Annotated in this window: 18 protein-coding genes and 1 other RNA gene; 5 read left to right on the top strand and 14 right to left on the bottom strand. The window is 41.9% G+C overall.

The features are described from left to right. Positions 1-21: 21 nt before the first annotated feature. A complete protein-coding gene (gene surE / locus V7K89_RS11025) occupies positions 22-702 on the bottom strand; it encodes a 5'/3'-nucleotidase SurE (protein ID WP_335187026.1) in 681 nt (226 codons plus the stop codon). 496 nt (positions 703-1,198) lie between these two features. On the opposite strand from surE, the gene psb32 reads away from it, so the two are divergent. Beyond that, on the top strand, positions 1,199-1,936 hold the full coding sequence (gene psb32 / locus V7K89_RS11020; RefSeq protein WP_335187025.1) for a photosystem II repair protein Psb32: 738 nt from the start codon (positions 1,199-1,201) through the stop codon (positions 1,934-1,936). Between the two features lie 61 nt (positions 1,937-1,997). Here psb32 and V7K89_RS11015 read toward each other — a convergent pair whose 3' ends face one another. Continuing rightward, complete coding sequence (locus tag V7K89_RS11015; protein ID WP_292873130.1) at positions 1,998-2,381, bottom strand: DUF4346 domain-containing protein; 384 nt, start codon at positions 2,379-2,381, stop codon at positions 1,998-2,000. Between the two features lie 96 nt (positions 2,382-2,477). On the opposite strand from V7K89_RS11015, the gene V7K89_RS35845 reads away from it, so the two are divergent. Next, positions 2,478-2,759, top strand: coding sequence for a tetratricopeptide repeat protein (locus V7K89_RS35845; protein ID WP_442941639.1), 282 nt, complete (start codon positions 2,478-2,480; stop codon positions 2,757-2,759). A gap of 133 nt (positions 2,760-2,892) precedes the next feature. Here V7K89_RS35845 and V7K89_RS11010 read toward each other — a convergent pair whose 3' ends face one another. Together V7K89_RS11010 and V7K89_RS11005 are read right to left on the bottom strand one after the other, a co-directional pair. Beyond that, the gene (locus V7K89_RS11010) at positions 2,893-4,074 is read right to left on the bottom strand and encodes a GNAT family N-acetyltransferase (RefSeq protein ID WP_335187023.1); all 1,182 of its coding nucleotides are present in this window, start codon (positions 4,072-4,074) and stop codon (positions 2,893-2,895) included. A gap of 123 nt (positions 4,075-4,197) precedes the next feature. After that, positions 4,198-4,938, bottom strand: coding sequence for a RibD family protein (locus V7K89_RS11005; protein WP_335187021.1), 741 nt, complete (start codon positions 4,936-4,938; stop codon positions 4,198-4,200). Between the two features lie 294 nt (positions 4,939-5,232). On the opposite strand from V7K89_RS11005, the gene V7K89_RS11000 reads away from it, so the two are divergent. Further along, positions 5,233-7,359 (top strand): sensor histidine kinase, encoded by a 2,127-nt coding sequence (locus V7K89_RS11000; RefSeq protein ID WP_335187019.1) that lies wholly within the window; start codon positions 5,233-5,235, stop codon positions 7,357-7,359. A gap of 178 nt (positions 7,360-7,537) precedes the next feature. Here V7K89_RS11000 and V7K89_RS10995 read toward each other — a convergent pair whose 3' ends face one another. The 3 genes from V7K89_RS10995 to V7K89_RS10985 form a co-directional block, all read right to left on the bottom strand. Then, positions 7,538-8,788, bottom strand: a complete 1,251-nt coding sequence (locus V7K89_RS10995) for a hypothetical protein (protein WP_335187017.1) — start codon at positions 8,786-8,788, stop codon at positions 7,538-7,540. Between the two features lie 3 nt (positions 8,789-8,791). Further along, positions 8,792-9,520 (bottom strand): hypothetical protein, encoded by a 729-nt coding sequence (locus tag V7K89_RS10990; RefSeq protein ID WP_335187016.1) that lies wholly within the window; start codon positions 9,518-9,520, stop codon positions 8,792-8,794. 65 nt (positions 9,521-9,585) lie between these two features. After that, positions 9,586-12,144, bottom strand: coding sequence for a serine protease (locus V7K89_RS10985; RefSeq protein ID WP_335187014.1), 2,559 nt, complete (start codon positions 12,142-12,144; stop codon positions 9,586-9,588). 81 nt (positions 12,145-12,225) lie between these two features. Here V7K89_RS10985 and V7K89_RS10980 point away from each other — a divergent pair, with 81 nt between their 5' ends. Next, entirely contained in the window at positions 12,226-12,585 is a 360-nt protein-coding gene (locus tag V7K89_RS10980; RefSeq protein WP_335187012.1) for a hypothetical protein, read from the top strand. A 37-nt stretch (positions 12,586-12,622) separates the two neighbouring features. Here V7K89_RS10980 and V7K89_RS10975 read toward each other — a convergent pair whose 3' ends face one another. The 3 genes from V7K89_RS10975 to V7K89_RS10965 all read right to left on the bottom strand — a co-directional run bounded on the left by V7K89_RS10975 (position 12,623) and on the right by V7K89_RS10965 (position 14,833). Beyond that, positions 12,623-13,711 carry a Gfo/Idh/MocA family protein gene (locus tag V7K89_RS10975; RefSeq protein ID WP_335187010.1) on the bottom strand — a complete coding sequence of 363 codons (1,089 nt, stop codon included), beginning with the start codon at positions 13,709-13,711 and terminating at the stop codon, positions 12,623-12,625. Between the two features lie 109 nt (positions 13,712-13,820). Further along, the gene (rnc, locus tag V7K89_RS10970; RefSeq protein ID WP_335187008.1) at positions 13,821-14,540 is read right to left on the bottom strand and encodes a ribonuclease III; all 720 of its coding nucleotides are present in this window, start codon (positions 14,538-14,540) and stop codon (positions 13,821-13,823) included. 119 nt (positions 14,541-14,659) lie between these two features. After that, entirely contained in the window at positions 14,660-14,833 is a 174-nt protein-coding gene (locus tag V7K89_RS10965; RefSeq protein ID WP_273765553.1) for a hypothetical protein, read from the bottom strand. Between the two features lie 129 nt (positions 14,834-14,962). Between V7K89_RS10965 and V7K89_RS10960 the strand changes: the two genes are divergently transcribed. Continuing rightward, positions 14,963-15,346 (top strand): hypothetical protein, encoded by a 384-nt coding sequence (locus V7K89_RS10960; RefSeq protein ID WP_335187006.1) that lies wholly within the window; start codon positions 14,963-14,965, stop codon positions 15,344-15,346. 118 nt (positions 15,347-15,464) lie between these two features. On the opposite strand, the gene rnpB is transcribed toward V7K89_RS10960, so the two are convergent. From rnpB to groL, 4 genes are all read right to left on the bottom strand, one after another. After that, an RNA gene (gene rnpB, locus V7K89_RS10955) (RNase P RNA component class A) lies at positions 15,465-15,889 on the bottom strand. 47 nt (positions 15,890-15,936) lie between these two features. Then, positions 15,937-16,632, bottom strand: a complete 696-nt coding sequence (locus V7K89_RS10950) for a hypothetical protein (protein ID WP_335187004.1) — start codon at positions 16,630-16,632, stop codon at positions 15,937-15,939. Between the two features lie 65 nt (positions 16,633-16,697). Then, positions 16,698-17,840 (bottom strand): magnesium/cobalt transporter CorA, encoded by a 1,143-nt coding sequence (corA, locus tag V7K89_RS10945; protein ID WP_335187002.1) that lies wholly within the window; start codon positions 17,838-17,840, stop codon positions 16,698-16,700. Between the two features lie 335 nt (positions 17,841-18,175). Continuing rightward, entirely contained in the window at positions 18,176-19,858 is a 1,683-nt protein-coding gene (groL, locus tag V7K89_RS10940) for a chaperonin GroEL (RefSeq protein ID WP_335187000.1), read from the bottom strand. Positions 19,859-19,918 lie beyond the last annotated feature (60 nt).

Below are 19,918 nucleotides of genomic sequence, written 5' to 3'. Positions count from 1 at the left end.
ACTAGTAACTGATAGCTGATGTCAAACTCTTAACTGGGTGACGGCGATATTGCCGGAAAAACATACATCCACATCGCTGCCAGGAGTGCGATCGCGTTTGCTATATTCTCCTACATAATAAAAATCATTGCCTTCGATTCGATAGTTCACGGGCAAAGGTTTGGTACAGGCTTGGCAAAACACCATCTCAGGATGTGGTTCTCCTGGTTGCAGATGCGGCAGATTCACATTCCAGAAGCTTCCTGGTTCTAGGGGACGCTTGAGTAAATCCGCTAAAACTTCAGTTGTGAATTTGGCAGCTAGATCCCAATCAAAATTCTGCTTGGCTTTACGATAGTGGGAAATGGCAACTCCGGGAATACCGTGCATCGCGGCTTCCCGCACGGCGGCCACTGTGCCAGAAATGTAGGCATCGACTCCCAAGTTTCCCCCAGCATTGATACCTGAAAGTACAAATTTGACATCTGCGGGAATTTGTGTTATAGCAATTCTTACACAATCAGCGGGAGTACCTGCGATCGCATACTCAGTCTCAGAACGTCGCAGGAGGTTGATAGCACGAGTAGTAGTAACTTGATGTCCACAGCCAGACTGATGATCGGCAGGAGCAGCGATAATAGAATTTTTGCCATTTACAGCTTTGAGCAGCGCTTGGATACCGGGGGCATCAATGCCATCGTCGTTAGTTAAAAGTATAGTCATGTATATATGATATTGACTTAGCTAAAATTTTAGAAAAATGCAGAGATCAACCATCACATAGACATCTGTTATAAATTAAGTATGCATTATCCAGAACTCTTGTAGAGACGTTGCCCTGCAACGTCTCTACAATCTTTTCTCTCAAATATCTAATGAGTACGCCAAGAAAAGCTACTTGCATATATGAAAAAATATGCTTGATTCTGCAAAAAATATCGCTCGTGCGATATAATTTCTAGATGGTTTGCAAATTCCGCCCTAAGCATTTGGGTTAATTCCCAAAATGGGCGGTATTTCTTGTCACTAGTAAGGGAATTAACGTTAGGTTAATCCTTGCAACCGCCTTCAGAACAAGTTTGTGTAATCAAAAATCCCCTACAATATACATATTTGCTGGGAATCTCAGAAATTTTACACTGGAGAAAATCGGGAACGAGGTGATTTTTGCAGTGGTTCTGTTGTATTTTTGGTGCAAGTCTGTCTTAGGGATCACACGATGAAACAGCTCCTCAAACAAGTTTTTAGCAGTCAAAAACACCTCATCCGGCTAATTCTACCTTTGGTGACGGTTATTTTTGCAGCCTCGCTGTTTGCTACACCTGCTTTAGCCACAGGTGTGTATCAAATACCCAGCCTGACGGCAGGGGATGACACCTGGGTTTTGGATCAAGGTGAAGTTATCAGCCGTCTGAATGAAGGCAAGATTAGCAGCGCTTTTAAGGATTTGGCAAAGCAAACAGATAAGGAAGTCAGAATTGTTACTGTTCGCCGACTCGACTATGGCGAAACACCAGAAAGCTTTACTAAAGAACTGTTTGAAAAATGGTTTCCGACAAAAGCAGCCCAAGCTAATCAAACTTTATTAGTTATTGATACAGTTACCAATGGTACCGCTATTATTACTGGGGATCAAGTCAAGCCAATGCTTACTGACTCTATTGCCGAGAGTGTAGCTACTGAAACAGTAAGTGTGCCGTTACGCAATGGTGACAAATACAATCAGGCGTTTCTCGATGCAAGCGATCGCCTTGTCGCCGTCCTCTCTGGCAAAGCCGATCCAGGACCACCCCAGATAAGTGACAATGTACAGGTTGGAGGCACTTTCAAGAAAGCAGAAGAAACCAACCAAGGTAATGCTACTGCTTGGGTAGTAGGATTATTAATTGCTGCCACCGTTATCCCAATGGCAACTTACTATATCTATCAGATAAATCAGCCTTCATCTAATGGGTAATGACATTAGGAGTGGAGTTAGGAGTTATGAATTTCTAACTCTTAACTCCTCACTCCTAACTTTAATCTTGAACATACTCTTGCCCTGTAACTAAAGCTACCTCAGCTCGGACAAATTCTCGACCTAGATAAGCTGCATGATCTAATTGAGTTACAGGAGGGGGCTGAGTTTCTTCAAAAATCTTCACGCAAAGTTCTTTCGCCGTTCTGGCGCTAAAAACTGTTGTATGAGTTCGTTCTACCTTTTCTCGCGCCGGAATTACCTTTCCCGTTTCAGGATCGACAGCTAAACCGCGATCGTCAATCACATTTGTAAAATGCTTGGCATAAATTAACCCTGCGTCTCGATCTAAGTAAATAATGAAATATCCACCAGGATCGAGGTCAATATGACGCTGGGAAAGTTTATCATCAATTGCGGCTAAATCTTCAACTATTAAATCCATAAGCATTATAAAAAGAAATTTTCTTTTTTCAGGGTTTTTACACTCTATATCAAGTGTAATTCGTATCTTCCTTAGTCTTCTTGATATCTTTCAGATATTGAAGAATTTTTCCAAAGTAGGCGTAATTTTGATAGACAAGGCCAATCTCAACAGGCAATTACTGAATACACACGAGCAATCAAGCTTGATCCTAGCTATGCTGCTGCTTACTTTTTTCGAGGTAATGCTCTGGCTTTAGAAGGACAACCACAAAAAGGGATTGAAGATGCCGAGAAGGCTGCGGCTATCTACAATTCCAGAGGAGAACCACAATGGGCAGAGGCAATGCTACAACTGGCAGATAGTATTCGACGAGGCATTAAAGAGGGTGAATTTTGACGAATGGTAGTAGAAATACCATCTTGATCGCTAACAGTTTAATTTCACAATTTTGAAAATAAGGAAAATAAGTATCTGTTTGCCGAGTAAAACTTAATTATTCGGCAAATGTTACGAAAGTAGTTCCTTTTCCTCAACCATTTTTCTCACTAAATGGCAACTCTGCATTAATTGCCTCAATCTGCTGCTGTTCAAGTTGATTCACTTCCTTAATATAGGGAAGTAAAATTTTTCCTAAACGATTATTATAAAAGCGATGCAAACTGTGATTGGGCATAGCGGGGAAACCGCGCCGTTTTTTATGTCGCCCGCCCGCGCCAGGGTCAAAAATTTGGATGCCGTTAGCGATCGCCCACTCAATCGGTGCATAATAACAAGCATCAAAATGTAAGCAATCTATTTCTTGAAAACTGCCCCAATAGCGTCCATAGAGTTTGTCATCTTTAAATAAACAAAAAGACATTCCTAAAGGATGAGAGTTATCTTCTTCGCTATATGCGGCAACTAACAAGACTCGATGGCGATAATCAAAGTGTAGCTGCTCAAAAAACCTGCGTGTGAGATATTTGCTACCCCACCAGCCAAACTTATCACAGGTGTCAGCATAAAATTGGTACATCAAGGGAAACAAAGACTGAGGAATTTGATCGCCACTGAGCGGTTGCAGTCGTAAACCTGCTTTTTCCACAGCTTTACGTTCCCGCTTGATATTGCGGCGCTGATTGGCGTTAAACACCTTTAAGTAGTCATCAAAAGTTTTAAAGCCAGTATTTTCCCAGATATAGCTGTGGTGCAGCCAAGTTGTAAAACCATGCCGTTCTAGCATTGGACGCCATTGGGGATCGACGTAGAGAAAATGACACCCAGAAATCCGATTTTTGGAGCAAAAAGTGTCAATTTCATGCACCATCAGCGCTGTGATTTCATCTTCATCTTCTCCTGGGGCGATTAAGAACCGATAACCTTCCGCTGGAGTAAATGGTGTCATTCCCAACAATTTTGGGTAATATTGAATTCCAATGCGATCGGCTAACTCTGCCCATTGGTGATCGAAAATAAATTCACCAGAACTATGTCCTTTGAGATAAAGTGGCGCAGCAGCAATCAGTGTTCTATCTCGCCACAATGTCAAGTGATTTGGCAACCAACCAGTTTTAGCCGTAACACTTTGGGAGATTTCAAGATTGTTCAGCCACTCCCATTCTAAAAATGGCGTTTTGAGTGGCATTGCCAAAGCATTCCAGGCATTTTGGGGTACTTCAGCAATTTTATTCGTCCAAACGACAGAATAGCGAGGCTTAAGTTGTTCCACCATCTTAGAGGAGTAGGGAGTAGGGAGTAGTAAGGGGCAGGGAGGCCGGGAGGCCGGGAGGCAGGGGAGGAATAATTAATGCCCAATGCCCCATCCCCAATGTCCAATAACTTTACTTAGCGTAATCTAATCTGCTGTTCGTTGCAGGCGATAGTGCAAAAACACTTCTTGCTCAACTGTATGAACTTCTATAAGTTGTAACTTGGGAGCCAAATCAGGTAAAAATCCTTTCCCTTCGACGGGTGTGGGTGCAGTATTACCACCTAAAATCAGCGGACAGATAGTTAGCCAGAATTCATCAATTAAATCTAGTTCCAATAAGGAAGCGACTAATTCACCTCCACCCAAAACCGCCAACCGTGTTATATGTAGAGTGGCTAGATACTTCAAAGCTGCGGAAATGTCAATTTTTCGCGTTGGTGTTTCAAAAACCAGAATCTGCTCAAATTCTGAAGGGTACTCTTGTACTCTGTTTGCCAGAGTTGAGGAAAGCGTCTGTAAGCGTTCTTTCCACGAAATTTCTCCTGCTGTTGTAGTGAGTAGCCAGCGTCTAACTGGTTGCTTAAAAAAGCGAATTTCCGGATTAAGGCTTGCAGAGTTTGTAATCACTATATGAACTGGTTGCCGAGGCTTCCCTCCTTGCACCCGAACTTCCACTAGAGTTGGATCGGTTACAGTAAGTGTTGTTCCATAAGCGTTCAGAGTCCCAGCACCGAACAAAACGGCATCAGAGGCAGCAATTTGTTTTTCTAAGTGTGCTTTATCAACCCTTGAGCCAAACCGAGCAGGCGATCGCTTAAAATCTGCTATCTTGCCATCTGCACTCATTGCTAAAACAACTGTAGTATGAGGACGATGTTGCGACATTAAATTGATTTGATAGTTTTAATATTTTCTTTGGTCAGATGTAGATTCTCAAACAAAACCATACCTGCAAGCTACTGTTTTATAATTTCAGCCCCTTATTGATATGCAACATAAATCGCTTTTACATCTAGCATATACGAGTTTTGGTATACCACGTTTCTTTTTGAATTATAGCAATTTGTTATTTTTAAACATTGAAAATAAAATTCTGATCATTTAATAAAATGTCTCATCTAGCTAGTCTAATTGCATATCTTTGGTGTTGTAGATTGCAGGTGCAAAGTGAGACACTTGATGACTAATTCCCGCCAATCTTCCTTTCGTCGAATTTTAGTAACAAGAATATTGCTGCTGTTTGTTCCAGTTTTACTAGTAGGCGAAATTGTTGCCTTGAATAAGGCACGTTCTAGTATATTGGGAACGGCGCGTCAAAATTTAACAGAAAGCGCCATCAGTAAAGGAGAGAGAATTGGTGATGCGATCGCAATCTTAAAAGCCAATTTACAGAATGTAAGCAAAACGACGGTAATTCCATCGGATTCGCCTATACAAGAGCAAGAAATTCTCACGCAGTTAAGGCAACAACTTCCAGCTAGTATTGAGTGCATCCAATTAACAAATCTCCAAAGCCACAAGATAATTACAAGTAGCTGTGGGGATCAAGAAATTGGCGAATTGAGATTACCTTTCCCTAGTGAGGGAATTGATGTTAAAGCAATCTTCCCGCCAAAAGCAGGAATGACTGGAAAAAGAAACATACAAAATCAGCTGCGACTAGTTTTATCTGCACCAGTCTTTGATAGCCGAAGAAATTCAGTTTACAGCTTAAGTATTCAGTCTGCATTATCCCAACAAACCAAAAATCCGCCGGGATCGCTCACAGGTGCTATGGTAGTGATTGCTGAAGATGGCACAATTTTGGCACACCCATTCACAGATTGGGTGGGAACTAATATCAATCAGCACCCCCATTCTTCCCAAATCAAAAGCATAATTAAAAATGCAATTACAGGACAAAACGATTCGATAAATTTCTCTTTTACCGAAGGAAAAGAATTAGTCGCTGGTTATACAGCAATTCCAAATCCACTCACCCAACAGCAGCAGCAAAAATGGATAGTTTTAGCTGTTACTAGCGTCGATAATGCACTTTTTGGTTTAGAGGAAATCAAATTAATTCTTATCGTTTTGACAGTCGGTTTGATTGGTGCAAGTTTATTAGCATCTCTATATTTAGCTCCTTACTTGGCACGTCCTGTAGAAGAATTGCGAGACTACGCTCTCAATATTCACTCTCACCATGCCGCACAACCAGTTCCGCACAATTTTCAAATTCGGGAATTTAATCAGCTAGCCCAAGCATTAGACCAAATGGTAGAACGGCTGAAAGCTGGATCGGAAGAATTAGAAATAGCTTGGAAAGAAGCAAAAAGCGCTAACCAAGTTAAAAGTCAGTTTTTGGCTACGACTTCTCATGAATTGAGAAACCCATTAAATATTATTATTAACTGTATTCGCTTGGTTGAAGAAGGCTTATGTGATGACCGAGAAGAAGAAATGGAGTTTCTCAAACGTGCCGATGAAACAACGATTCACTTATTAAATATTATTAATGATTTACTGGACATTTCTAAAATCGAAGCAGGTAAGCTTTCAGTCGTCTCTACACCTATTGACCTCCGACAACTATTGTTAGAGGTAATTAATTTACAATCAGTTAATGTCCAACAAAAGGGCTTGCAATTGAAATGTGAGTTAGCTTCCAAAGTGATACCAATTAAGGCAGACGCGGGAAAACTCAAGCAGGTGCTAATTAATGTTATCGGCAACGCCACCAAGTTCACCGACACCGGAAGCATCACCATTGCTACAGAAATTCAATCTAGTAATGGTAAATCTCAGGTGGTAGTAGCTGTCAAAGATACAGGTATAGGCATCGATCCAACTCAACAGCACAAACTATTTCGCCCTTTCGTAATGGTCAATGGCACTACGACACGCCAGTTTGAAGGTACTGGACTAGGACTAGCGATTTCACGAAACTTAATTGAACTCATGGGAGGTAGCATTACTCTTGAGAGTGCGGGACTTCATCAAGGTACGACACTAAAAATTACCTTACCTTTGATTGATATCTCGCTGTTAGCTGTTCCAAATAAAGAAGCAAATGTCGGGGATCTGGGATTCTCCTCTGGGGATGAGGGAGTAAAGGCAAACCGCTATCCTAGTCTACAGGAGTCTGGGGGAAGTTCCTCTTTGGGGATCAACAAGTCTGTGATAAAGGTAGACAAAGAAAAGTTCCCGAAGTCCCAGTTGCTATTTGGAAATGAGACTTGCGAGATTCGTCTTTCGCCCTTACAAACTATTTTGGTAAGTCTTCCAAAAGGAGGAGTTTATGCAAATGGGACTTTCAAGAGGTAATTGAGTCAAAAGTCCATTTACTTAGATGTAGCACTGCCAGCAACTAGTAAATATAGCTCCTAACCATATTCTCTGATTAATTGGGCGATCGCATTCTCGCCCACCAAAACCGAACGAATTACTACAACATATCCTTTTTAGCGATCGCTTCACCCCAAATTATTCATCAACGCGATCGCTATGCTTTTGGTGCTGATTTAGAAGCGTTACTAAATAACCAAGATAAAAGATTTGCAACTGTAGCGGCCCCAAAAGAGAACAGCGCAATAATTGCATCACGAGGTAAAATACCATCCAACCAGCTACCCTGTATTCTGGAAACTGGAAAATCTGGATCTAGACCGATTTGAATCTCTTTAGTTTTCCCAAAAAAGCGGGCTTCTATACCTTTTTTAGGGACAATTTGCAGATGGCGTATTTCTTGAATGTTTAGAGGAATCTTAGGGTCTTCTCCCATAAGAAACTGATTTTGTTTAATATCTCGTTCCTGTTCTGCCATGCGGATTTTGCCTTCCACAATAGTAGAAATTTTTAAATCGTCTCTGACATTTTTACCAGTTCTATCTACATCTATAAATTGCAGATTTTCGGTTTTTATCTTTCCTCTAAACCATTCTTCTGATTCATATTTGGGAGTTTTAGCTACAGTAATATCAATACTGGTTTTTTGCATTATCTCTAAGTTAATTTTTTTATTATTTGGGTTGACAATAAACTCTAATGGTACTTGGGTGTCTGGCTGATTTGGTAATTTAAAATCTAGTAATTCGTAACCTTCTAGTATAACTTTGATTGGTTGTTCACCTAAATCTAGGTCTAACGTATTTGGGTTAATTTTTTGGTTAAAATTAGAGTTAGGTTGCAGAGAAAAAGCCAGTTGATTACGATAAAAGTCATAGCTTAATCCAGTTACTTTTGTATTTGGTTGTAGCCGTAGTTCATCAAGGCTGATTTCACTAGTATCTTGAGGATTAGCCGACGCCATAATCCATCTACTCTCGCTGTCTTTAAGTTGAATTTTTAAAGAGTTTAATTTATTAATTTCTGGCCAAGTTTCACTTTGAAAATTTCCTGTGAAAGTTAGGGTTTGTCTGCCTTGATTTTCTAGTTTATTGATGCCGCGAATATCTTGAAGAAAGAGTTTTGATTCTTCTCCGTTATAGACAAAACTCATTTCTTGAGCAATGATATTACCTTCAAATATATGAGTGCCTGGTACAATAGCGGCAAAGGTGAGGAAAGTAAAAAATAAAAGTAACAGTAGTACCAAAAATGAATTTTGATGGTTTGAAATTGTTCGTAGTAAGCGCTTTAGCCCGGAAGTACTGACTACAAACAAAGCAGTTAAATTTCTTTTTATAAAATTCAACCATTGGCGAATCTTGATGAAGTTGGGAAAATTTTGTTTGGCTTTTTGCCGAGATGCCATGATTTATTTCAACCAATTTGGGTTATGTTCAAATACAATTCGCCTTTCGATGCGATCGCTAGGTTCATCTCTCCGGTCAATATTAGCAACATAGTGCAGTTCATAGCGCCCAGATGGCGCATTGCGACCATCCCAGGTAAAAATAGTTTCACCCTTTTTCGGGTTGGGGCGGGAAGTGCTATAGATTGCTGGTTGACCTTTGGAGAGGATTTCAAAGTTGGTAAATCTCACTCTGTCTTGGGAATAAAAGACAAATTCATACTTACCCGAAGTTTGCCCTAGAATAACTGGAACATACACAGGCTGGGAACCAAGGTTATAGGATGCCACAGCACGAAGGCTGTTAGCTGGTATTTTTGCTTGCCTGAGAACGTAAGTATCCCAGCTAAAGCTGAAACGCGAACCATTATTAGACAATAACAAGTCATCCATTTGATAGTGATAATTATCTCCCAAGGATTTCACTATTACTTGAGGATTTTTACCTCCATTGATGCGGGGAATTTGCACTGTGAGAGTTTTGCCAAAATTGGTTAAGTTTCGGGTAGCAATAGAAATCAGGTTCAAGCTATTGCCGCTTAATTCTTCTTCTTTGATACCTTCGCAGCGATTGGGTGGTTTGCGGCGGATGTAATCGGTAGATTTGGGGTTTCCTTCTGGGCAAGAAGCAGCAGCAGGAAGATGGCTGATGCTGAGGATTAATAGGCTGGCAAGAATAATTTTATAATTCATAATTTATTCAAAGTTAAAGAAACAGAAAAGTGATGAATCACTTGTAGAGACGCGATTCATCGCGTCTATTTCATTTTCCAGGTAGACAGTTGTTTTTGAATTTCAGACATCGGATAAGCCAAATCTCGGCCTTCACCTTTTTTTTGGGCGAAGACAATACCTAAAAGTTGATTTTGCAAATCAATTACAGGACTGCCAGAATAACCGGGTTTGAGTGCAGCTTGAGATATTTCTAATTGCTGGTTTTGATAGCTGATTTGTCCTAATTCCATAGACCAAGATTTATCTTCACCTCTTTGAGCAGAATGACCAATAACCCGAATGGGCATTTTCGTGGTGATTGCAGTTGAGGAGATGGGTAAGGGTTGAATATCTTCTGGCAGATTATCGCTAACTTCCAACACAGCTAAATCGAGTTGTTCGTCTGTAGTCATTTTGAACAGCTTGGCATCTCGCCGCATTCGCACTCGGTTTGACGGCGGTGAACTGAAAAATTCAACCTGAATATTTTTACCCTGTTCATAGCCATCAAAAATCACATGACGATTGGTGAGGATTAATGTTCGGTTGCCTTCTCGCTGAATGACTACACCAGTACCAATCTCTGTTCCCTGGCGTTCCCTGATAGAAAACTCGGCAGTGATGCGTACCACAGAACGCTTAACGGGTACAGTTGGATCATCTTTAGGCAACCATTGGCGATCATCTTCTACGCTCTTAGCTTGGGTATCGTCTTTGGTTTTCCATAACTGCCTTGCTTCTATATTGTTGTTACTGGCATAGACAAAATTGGGGTCAATCTCTTCTGACTTGTCAAACTGTTCAATGGCTTCTTTTAGTTTCTCTTGCTGTTGGAACACCAAACCCAAGCCATTATGAGCAAGAGTATGAACGCTGGCTGGAGTTCCAGAATTCTCTTCTGGCAATGTTAGGGCTTTTTGGAAGGCGGCAACTGCTGCATCTAATTTCTTCTGCTCACCCAGGGCAGCGCCGAGATTGTAGTAAGCACTAGCATAGTTAGGGTTGAGTTGAATTGCTTTTTCGTAAGCGGCAACTGCTGCATCTAATTTCTTCTGCTCACTCAGGGGATTGCCGAGATTAATGTAAGCTTCAGCAAAGTTGGGGTTGAGTTGAATTGCTTTTTCGTAGGCGGCAACTGCTGCATCTAATTTCTTCTGCTCACTCAGGGCATTACCGAGACCCATGTAAGCATCAGCATAGTTGGGGTTGAGTTGAATTGCTTTTTCGTAGGCGGCAACTGCTGCATCTAATTTCTTTTGGTGTCTCAGGGCATTGCCGAGATTGATGTAAGTATCAGCTAAGTTGGGGTTGAGTTGAATTGCTTTTTCGTAGGCGGCAACTGCTGCATCTATTTTCTTCTGGTCACTCAGGGCAATGCCGAGATTGTAGTAAGCATTAGCATAGTTGGGGTTGAGTTGAATTGCTTTTTCGTAGGCGGCAACTGCTGCATCTATTTTCTTCTGGTCACTCAGGGCAACGCCGAGATTGCTGTAAGCTTGAGCATAGTTGGGGTTGAGTTGAATTGCTTTTTGGAAGGCGGCAACTGCTGCATCTAATTTATTTTGGTCACTTAGGGCATTGCCGAGATTGCTGTAAGCTTGAGCATAGTTGGGGTTGAGTTGAATTGCTTTTTCGTAGGCGGCAACTGCTGCATCTAATTTCTTTTGGTCTTTGAGGGCATTGCCGAGATTGATGTAAGTATCAGCTAAGTTGGGGTTGAGTTGAATTGCTTTTTCGTAGGCGGCAACTGCTGCATCTAATTTCTTCTGCTCTGTGAGGGCATTGCCGAGATTAATGTAAGCTTCAGCTAAGTTGGGGTTGAGTTGAATTGCTTTTTCGTAGGCGGCAACTGCTGCATCTAATTTCTTCTGCTCTCTGAGGGTAACGCCGAAATAGATATAAGCATCAGCATCGTTGGGGTTGAGTTGAATTGTTTTTTGGAAGGCGGCAACTGCTGCATCTAATTTCTTCTGCTCTCTGAGGGTAACGCCGAGACCCATGTAAGCTTCAGCTAAGTTGGGGTTGAGTTGAATTACTTTTTCGTAGGCGGCAACTGCTGCATCTAATTTCTTCTGCTCACTCAGGGCAATGCCGAGATTGTAGTATGTATCAGCAAAGTTGGGGTTGAGTTGAATTGCTTTTTGGTAGGCGGCAACTGCTGCATCTAATTTCTTCTGGTCACTCAGGGCATTGCCGAGACCATTGTAGGCAGTTACTAAGTTAGGGTTAAGTTGCAAGGCTTTCTGAAGAGATGCTAATGCCTCCTCTGATTTCCCTTGAGCATTTAGCACATTCCCTATACCAACGTAAGCTTCGGCATCATTAGGATTGAGTTGTAATGCTTTCTGGTGCGCCGCTAATGCTTCCTCTAGTTTCCCCTGTCGCCGCAAAGCATTTCCCAAATTGTTATAAGCTTTGCCATTATTGGGTTCAAGTTGCAAAACTTGACGCCAAATTGTCTCTGCTTGGGAGTTATTACCCACTGTTTCGGCAGCGTCGCCTTGTTTAAATAGCTGTTCAATATTGTTTTGAGCAACTACAAACTGAGGTGTGATAGCCAGAGATAGAGTTAAAAATAAAATAGTAAATATACGGTTGTGCATAATCATGCTAATACCTTTTCAGATTTTATCAGGACTCACGAAAAACTCGCTAAAAACCTGATGAATCTTTGAGACATACTCATGAACGAGCCTTTGAATTCCATTAATGAGCCTTTGAACTGCATTAATGAGTCTTTGATACTCGCGGACGAGTCTTTGATACTCGTGAATGAGTCTTTGATACTCGCCGACGAGTCTTTAATACTCGCCGACGAGTCTTTGATACTCGTGAATGAGTCTTTAATACTCGCCGACGAGTCTTTGATACTCGCCGACGAGTCTTTAATACTCGTGGACGAGTCTTTGATACTCGTGAATGAGTCTTTGATACTCGCCGACGAGTCTTTGATACTCGTGAATGAGTCTTTGATACTCGTGAATGAGTTTTTGAACTCCGTTGATGAATCTCAGAGGTTTGTGGATTATAGTATAAAGGTCTAATTTGGAAAACTTTGGATAAGTTTTATTTAACGAAAAATTACAGTTGAGAGCAGTTGTTCAGAAAAACAGGTTTGCCGCCTTGCTCAAGAGATACAGTCAGAGCAGCAAGAATTTCTACTAACTGTGTGCCTACCCAGCCAGACGAAATCTCTGAGGGAGTATTGTTGAGAATAGAGACAACAAAGGAGGAGCAAACCCGTCTCAATGGTTCGCCTGTTTCTAATTCCAGCGCTATCTGGCTTTGATTCACAGGAATAAATTGATTGCCTTGCTGTTCAAACTCCCCATATAGCAGGGTTAGGGGTGATGATATTGACATTTCATCAAAAATCAAGCTGCCAAGGCTACCTACAATCCCCAGCCGTCGCTGTTTATCAGGATTCAGCCAGCACAAATGAATATAAGCTTGAAAGCCATCTGGGTATGTCAGTGTTACCCATACTAAATCAGCCAAACCTTGAGGCAGAGGAGAATTTGTATCTTTCTTTCCCTCTGCTTCCCTGCTTTCCGGCTCCCCTGCTCCCTGTAGCCACACTGTACCCGTTGCTTGTACTTGCACAGGAATTTGACCCAGCCAAGCGTTAAAGATAGCAATATCGTGAATAGCTAAGTCCCACAGCGCATCAACATCTTGGCGGACAGGCCCTAAATGGGTGCGAGTGGCGTAGCCATAGCGTAAATCACCTAATTTACCCGCTTGTACTACAGTTTTTCCTCGCTCAACTGCTGGGTGAAATAAATAAGTATGGTCAACCGTTAGTATTAAATGATGCTCCTCTGCCAACTGACAAAGTTCCCGACATTCTGCTGGATTGAGAGTTAGGGGTTTTTCAGCTAAAACATGGTATCCCTGTTGGAGAGCATCTTTAATTAAAGCATAGTGGGTGGTAGCTGGAGTTGCGATCGCCACTCCTGTCAACCCTGGTACTCTCTTTAAATCCTGCCACTGGGTTGTTAATAGTACATTTTCATCTAAATTAAACTGCTGCTTTACCGCCGCTAATCGTTCTGGATGGGGGTCTACTACAGCAACTACATTTACTTGGGGATGTGCTAAGAAATTCCGTAGCAGATGCACTCCCCAACGCCCAACTCCGATGACAGCAATATTAATTTTATTTGTCATTTGTCATTTATCATTTGTTATTTGTCATTTGTCATTTGTATACAAAGGACGAGGGACAAATGACCACTGACAATCAACTGATTATCGACTAATCGCCCTTGTTTTAAGCTCAGGGTATTTGCGGGTTAGAAATTGCTAAAAAAGCTACTTTAGCTGCTGCTTGTTCTGCGGTTTTGATTGAGCGTCCTTTACCTTGTCCAAGCATCTTTCCGTGCAGCCACACTTCAGCCATGAAACGTTCTTGATTGCGATGCGGTTGAGTGATTTCCACAACCCGATACTCTGGTAAAACTTTAAATTGCGCCTGAGTCCATTCTTGCAGAGCAGCTTTGTAATTAAGTCTGGCAGGATCGAGGCGAATTTCTGTTGCTAGTTGGTGGAAGTGGGGATCTAGCCAAGAGCGAATCAATTCCAGATTTTGAGTACTTAAGTAAAGCGCACCCAAAACTGCTTCAAAGGCATCTGCCAGTCGTGACTCTAGACCAACTTTATCAGCAGTAGCACTGCCAGCGACTAGTAAGTATAACTCCAAACCGTAAACTCTAGCCAATTGGGCAAGGATGCGATCGCTCACCAACACCGAACGAATTGCCGCAAAATCCCCGACTGGACAATCGGGATAATTTTCCCATAACACAACAGCCGACACCAGTCGCACCACTGCATCGCCAACAAACTCTAGCTGTTCATAATTTGCCGAATCAGAGACAGTGGGATGAGTTAGCGCTAAATCCAGCAGTTCCCATTTTATAGGTGCTTCTAGCGACAAACCAAATTTTTGGACTAAACTTTCAAGTTGCCGTTGACGGCGTGGATAAGCGAGGGGCATCACGTGACAAGGAGACAGGGGACAGGGGACAGGGTACAGGGGAGCAGGCTAGCAGGGAAAGGCAACTATCTATCTTATATCTCTAAAGTTCTTGGACTATCTACTCTAACAACTTTTTGCTACTTCTCTCTATCTAGCTTTTCTTGGATAGCTTGACGGCAAAATTCAGGAGGATCGTCTTTAGCTTTTACCTCTTCCTTCATTTCTTTAGTGACACGAAAATTCAATTGTTCTGTTAATTCCTTGCTTGGTTGATTTCCAAAATTTTCAGGTTTACCCTTAGCTTTAGCCATTTATATAGAAACGTAAATATAGCTTGAAGTCGATGTTAACAACGGAATAGAGTTTTATATCGGTGGTGTTCGTGTCTTGCAAACTAGTTCACCACCGATTCCCACTTTTACAAGAGGTAACTCTATTTTATGTTTACGCGCACAGAATTAGAAGTTAAAAGCTTGAGAGCGTTACGCGATTTATGCCTGATACAGTACGGCATCCAAGCAATAGGAAACCCTGCTGATAAAGCATCTTACATTAACGCACTCCTGACTTTTCCTGTTGTAGCTTGCAAGCAAGTATCAGAAAATAAAGGATTAAAGTCTCCTACATTCTCTCAAGTAGAAGCGATAGAAGCGACATTAGAAGCTATGGGAACACCGACACCAGAGCAGTCAGCATTACTGAAGGTGACGATGGAGGGAAGGAAGCTAGAATACCCAGCACGGTACAGTCAAGAGAAACTCTTTGGACTCTATCGGGTTAAATGGCATTTGGATACAGCATTAGAGATCCTGGGAATGCTTTAAATGATGAATTAGCGATGTCTACGACGAGCTTCTCTACGAGACGCTACGCGAACGCTTACGCATAAAATCCGTATAAAAATAATGGAGTACAAACCGTCAAAGGTTTATACTCCGCAGGGGAGAGAGCAGGACATAAGCCGGGTTCTGTTCTCTTGCGAGGGCAGTTATCTATCTGGGACGCCTGTTACCAAACGCCTCAAGCGGCTCTCATTGAGCGGAACTGGTAAAAGACCAACCGTAGTTCCTATCGCCTTGCTCCCAACCGGGGTTTACCGAGCCAGCACCTCTCGATACTGCTGGTGCGCTCTTACCGCACCTTTGCACCCTTACCCTATTCAGTTATCAGTTACCAGTTATCAGTTGTCAGTTATTAACTGTTTACTGATAACTGTTCACTGCTCACTGAAAAGGCGGTATCTTTCTGTGGCACTATCCTCACGATCGCTCGCACTGGACGTTATCCAGCAAGTTTGGTCTTTCGGGAGTCCGGACTTTCCTCAAATCAGTAACTATGACCGATCTGCAACCGCCTGCGCCTACTCTCTCCTTAGATCCAGTGTACCCGGTTGACACAAGGGGTTGACAGGTTATTACTTCTTTTTATTCCAAGGTAGAGCATAAGTCCAAGGTAGTTTCCTAACTGTGAAAGGACAATTGATAATACTAATAGGAGGAAAATCGCCACCTGGGGCTAGACCTAAACGCACTTCAGATATCCTAAGTACTAATTGCAAAGAAAAGTCCAACTCTTTTTTTCTGTTAAGAAAGTCGTTGTACAATTTTTTTTGTCCTTTTTGTAGCCCATTGATATCAATTAGTGGTTTTTTTGCTAAATAGGTTCCAGCTACTTGATCGCGCTCGAAAACATCTTCTGCTGTCACTGTTTCAGAAAGTGTTTTCCTGGGAGCAATCAGGCTAGGACTTTGGGGTACTGCTAAGTCGCGGGTTAAGTCTGGTGATTTCCGAATTACGCGGCGCGATTGCTTACTATGTTCAACAACTAAAGAACTGTTATCCCAGTCAACGTATAGAGCAATATTATCCGATTTATTTTCAATGCTAATTCCTAAATCTTTCAAATCGTCAATTGGGTATGAGGGTTTGAGTTTAAAGGAAATTCCAATTTTATCGTCGAGATTGTGTTCTTTGAGTTGCTCGTCAACAATTCCTTTTTTAAACTCAAATTTAACTTGGTCATCTATGGATTCAATCATGCGGTTGAAAACATAAGAAACACCGATAATATAAATCGTCAAAACTACTAAATTCTGGTCGCTACTCCTCATAATTCAAAAATCTTAACTCCTAGTACTAATGAATGTATATTTGACTTGTCGCTAATCTACAATTTTTAATTGCGCTTAATTTCTATAGAATTTTGCAGCCAGCCTCGTCGCCAAAAAAAGAATAGCAAACCAAATGCGATCGCTAACATCACTGCCCAGCAAAGTGGATAGCCCCAATACCAATTCAATTCAGGCATATTATATGGCGATTTTTCAGTACTGAAATTCATACCATATATTCCGGCAATAAAAGTCAGTGGAATAAAAATTGTTGAAACTATCGTTAGTACTTTCATAATTTCATTCATTTTATTACTCACTGCCGAAAGGTAGACATCCATTAATCCAGATGCCAGTTCTCGGTAAGTTTCCACCATATCCATCACTTGCACTGTATGGTCATAACAATCTCGCAGGTAGATTCGCACTTCTTCACTAATAAGTTCACTACCATCTCGAATCAAGGAATTAATTGCATCCCGCAGGGGCCAGATAGCACGACGTAGTTGTAGTAATTCTCGCCTAATTTGATAAATGTTTTGCAGTGTTTGAGGAGTAGGTTTAACTATTACTTCCTCCTCTAACTCTTCGATGCGTTCACCATAAAGCTCCAGTACTGGGAAAAAACCATCAATAATTGCATCTAACAGAGCGTAAGCTAAATAATCCGCTCCCTGTTTGCGAATGGTACCTTTGTTTTTATCAATTCGCGATCGCACTCCTTCAAAACAATCATGTTCTGGTTCTTCTTGGACTGTCAGCAAATAATTTTTCCCTAATATCAAACTCACTTGCTCGCTGTAAAAACCACATGTTTTTTCCTTTGGTACTACCATCCGGACAATGAATAGTAATTGGTCTTCATAATCCTCTATTTTGGGACGCTCTGGTACATTAACTATATCTTCTAAAACTAGAGGAGGTAACTTAAAAACCTTACCCAATCGTTGTAATATGTCTTGACTGCCTAAACCTTGTACGTCTACCCAAGAAATCGATTCCGCCTCCAGATAAGGGACACACTCCTCTGGAGTTTCTATTTGTTCGCGGATAAAATTGGTTTGGTTATAGTCAATCAAAAAAATTATTGGTGGTGGAGCATCTGCATCAATAAAAATGGTTCCAGGTATAGTCCCCGGTTGGTGATAGAACTCATTTTCATATAACCTAGTTACTATTTTTGGAAGACGACGCAGTTTTTGTGCCATACAATATTACCTACATTGGCATTGGGAATTGGACATTGCTAAAAAGAACCAACCAGCGATCCTATTTACTATTGATATTACAAAAATTAATGTAAAGACTGTAATTTTTAGATTAAAGAATTATTTAGGTTGAGTAATTTAGGAATCAGTATTTTTTTAGTGGTTAGTAGTACTCACGACTAATTACTGATAACCATGATGATTATTTTTCTTTATGCCCAGCTACTTCCCAGGAATAGAGATAACATATTGGCTCTGAATCAGCAATGCTACAAAAAACAGTTTGCCTTGGCAAGACAAACTGTTTAAAAAATATTTATCTGGGTCAGCAGAAGTTAGAACATGCCCATGCCGCCCATGCCACCCATGCCGCCCATGCCACCCATGCCACCCATGCCACCCATGCCGCCCATATCAGGGGCAGGAGCAGCAGATTTCTTCTCTGGCTTTTCAACAACGATCGCTTCGGTGGTTAAGACCAAACCAGCAATGGAACCAGCGTTTTGTAAAGCTGAACGCACGACTTTGGCAGGGTCGATAATACCAACAGCAATCAAGTCTTCAAATTCGCCAGTAGCGGCGTTATAGCCAATATTGAAGTCGCTATCCCGGACTTTCGAGACGATCACAGAACCTTCAGCACCAGCGTTGTCTGCTATTTGGCGTAAGGGGGCTTCTAGCGCTCGTTCAACAATATCAGCCCCAATTTTTTCTTCGTCATTTTGTAGGGTGTTTTTAATCGCTTCTACCGCCTTAGCTAAGTGAATTAAGGTTGTTCCACCACCAGGAACAATACCTTCTTCCACAGCAGCTTTAGTAGCATTCAGCGCGTCTTCAATCCGCAGTTTGCGGTCTTTGAGTTCGGTTTCGGTTGCCGCCCCCACTTTAATCACTGCCACGCCGCCAGCAAGCTTGGCGATGCGTTCTTGGAGTTTTTCTTGATCGTAGTCAGAATCTGTTTCTTCTAACTGCCTGCGAATTTGACCAATCCGCTTTTGTACTTCTGGCTTGGTGACACTGCCAGCGACAATTGTGGTGCTTTCTTTGTCAATGGTGATTTTGCGGGCAGTTCCCAGCGCTTCTAGAGAAGCGGTATCCAAGCTTAAGCCGATTTCTTCTGAAATCAACTGTCCATCGGTGAGAATAGCAATATCTTCTAACAAAGCTTTGCGGCGATCGCCAAACCCAGGCGCTTTAATCCCAGCCACGGTCAGTACACCCCGCGCTTTGTTCACCACCAGAGTTGCCAAAGCATCACCTTCGACATCTTCAGCGATAATTAGCAAAGGCTGACCAGAACGAGCAACTTTTTCTAAAATCGGCACTAAATCTTGGATGCTGCTGATTTTTTTATCTGTGATTAAGATTCGGGCGTTTTCAAATTCGACGATTTGCCGTTCGTTGTTGGTGACGAAGTAGGGAGAAATATAACCCCTGTCAATCTGCATCCCCTCAACTACTTCTAGTTCGGTGGTTAGGGATTTGGATTCTTCAACGGTAATTACACCATCTTTGGTGACTTTTTCCATTGCTTGAGCTAACATTTGACCAACTTCTTCATCGTTACCAGCAGAAACAGTGGCAACTTGAGCGATCGCACTTCCTTCTATCGGCTTGGCTACCCTGGCAATTTCTTGCACCAGGGCCTCAATAGTTTTGTCGATCCCGCGTCTCAAGCTAACAGGGTTACTACCCGCCGCGACGTTCTTCAAACCTTCTCGAATCAGGGCTTGCGCTAAAACTGTGGCGGTGGTTGTACCATCCCCAGCGACATCTTTAGTTTTTGAGGCCACTTCCTGGATGAGTCTTGCACCAGTATTTTCCAAAGGATCTTCTAATTCAATTTCCTTGGCAACAGTGATACCATCGTTGACAATTTGAGGTGCGCCAAATTTTTTCTCTAAAAGGACATTACGACCTTTGGGCCCCAAGGTGATTTTTACGGCATCCGCAAGGGCGTTAACACCCCTTTCTAGAGATCGCCGCGATTCCTCGTCAAATGCAATAATTTTCGCCATGTTTTATTTCTCCAGCGCTTCCATTAGACAATTTAGCACTCACAGCGCCAGAGTGCTAAT

Source organism: Nostoc sp., assembly GCF_036917515.1.
Lineage (GTDB): Bacteria > Cyanobacteriota > Cyanobacteriia > Cyanobacteriales > Nostocaceae > Nostoc.
Note: the sequence above shows the minus strand (reverse complement) of the source record. Positions and strands in the feature narration are given on the sequence as shown.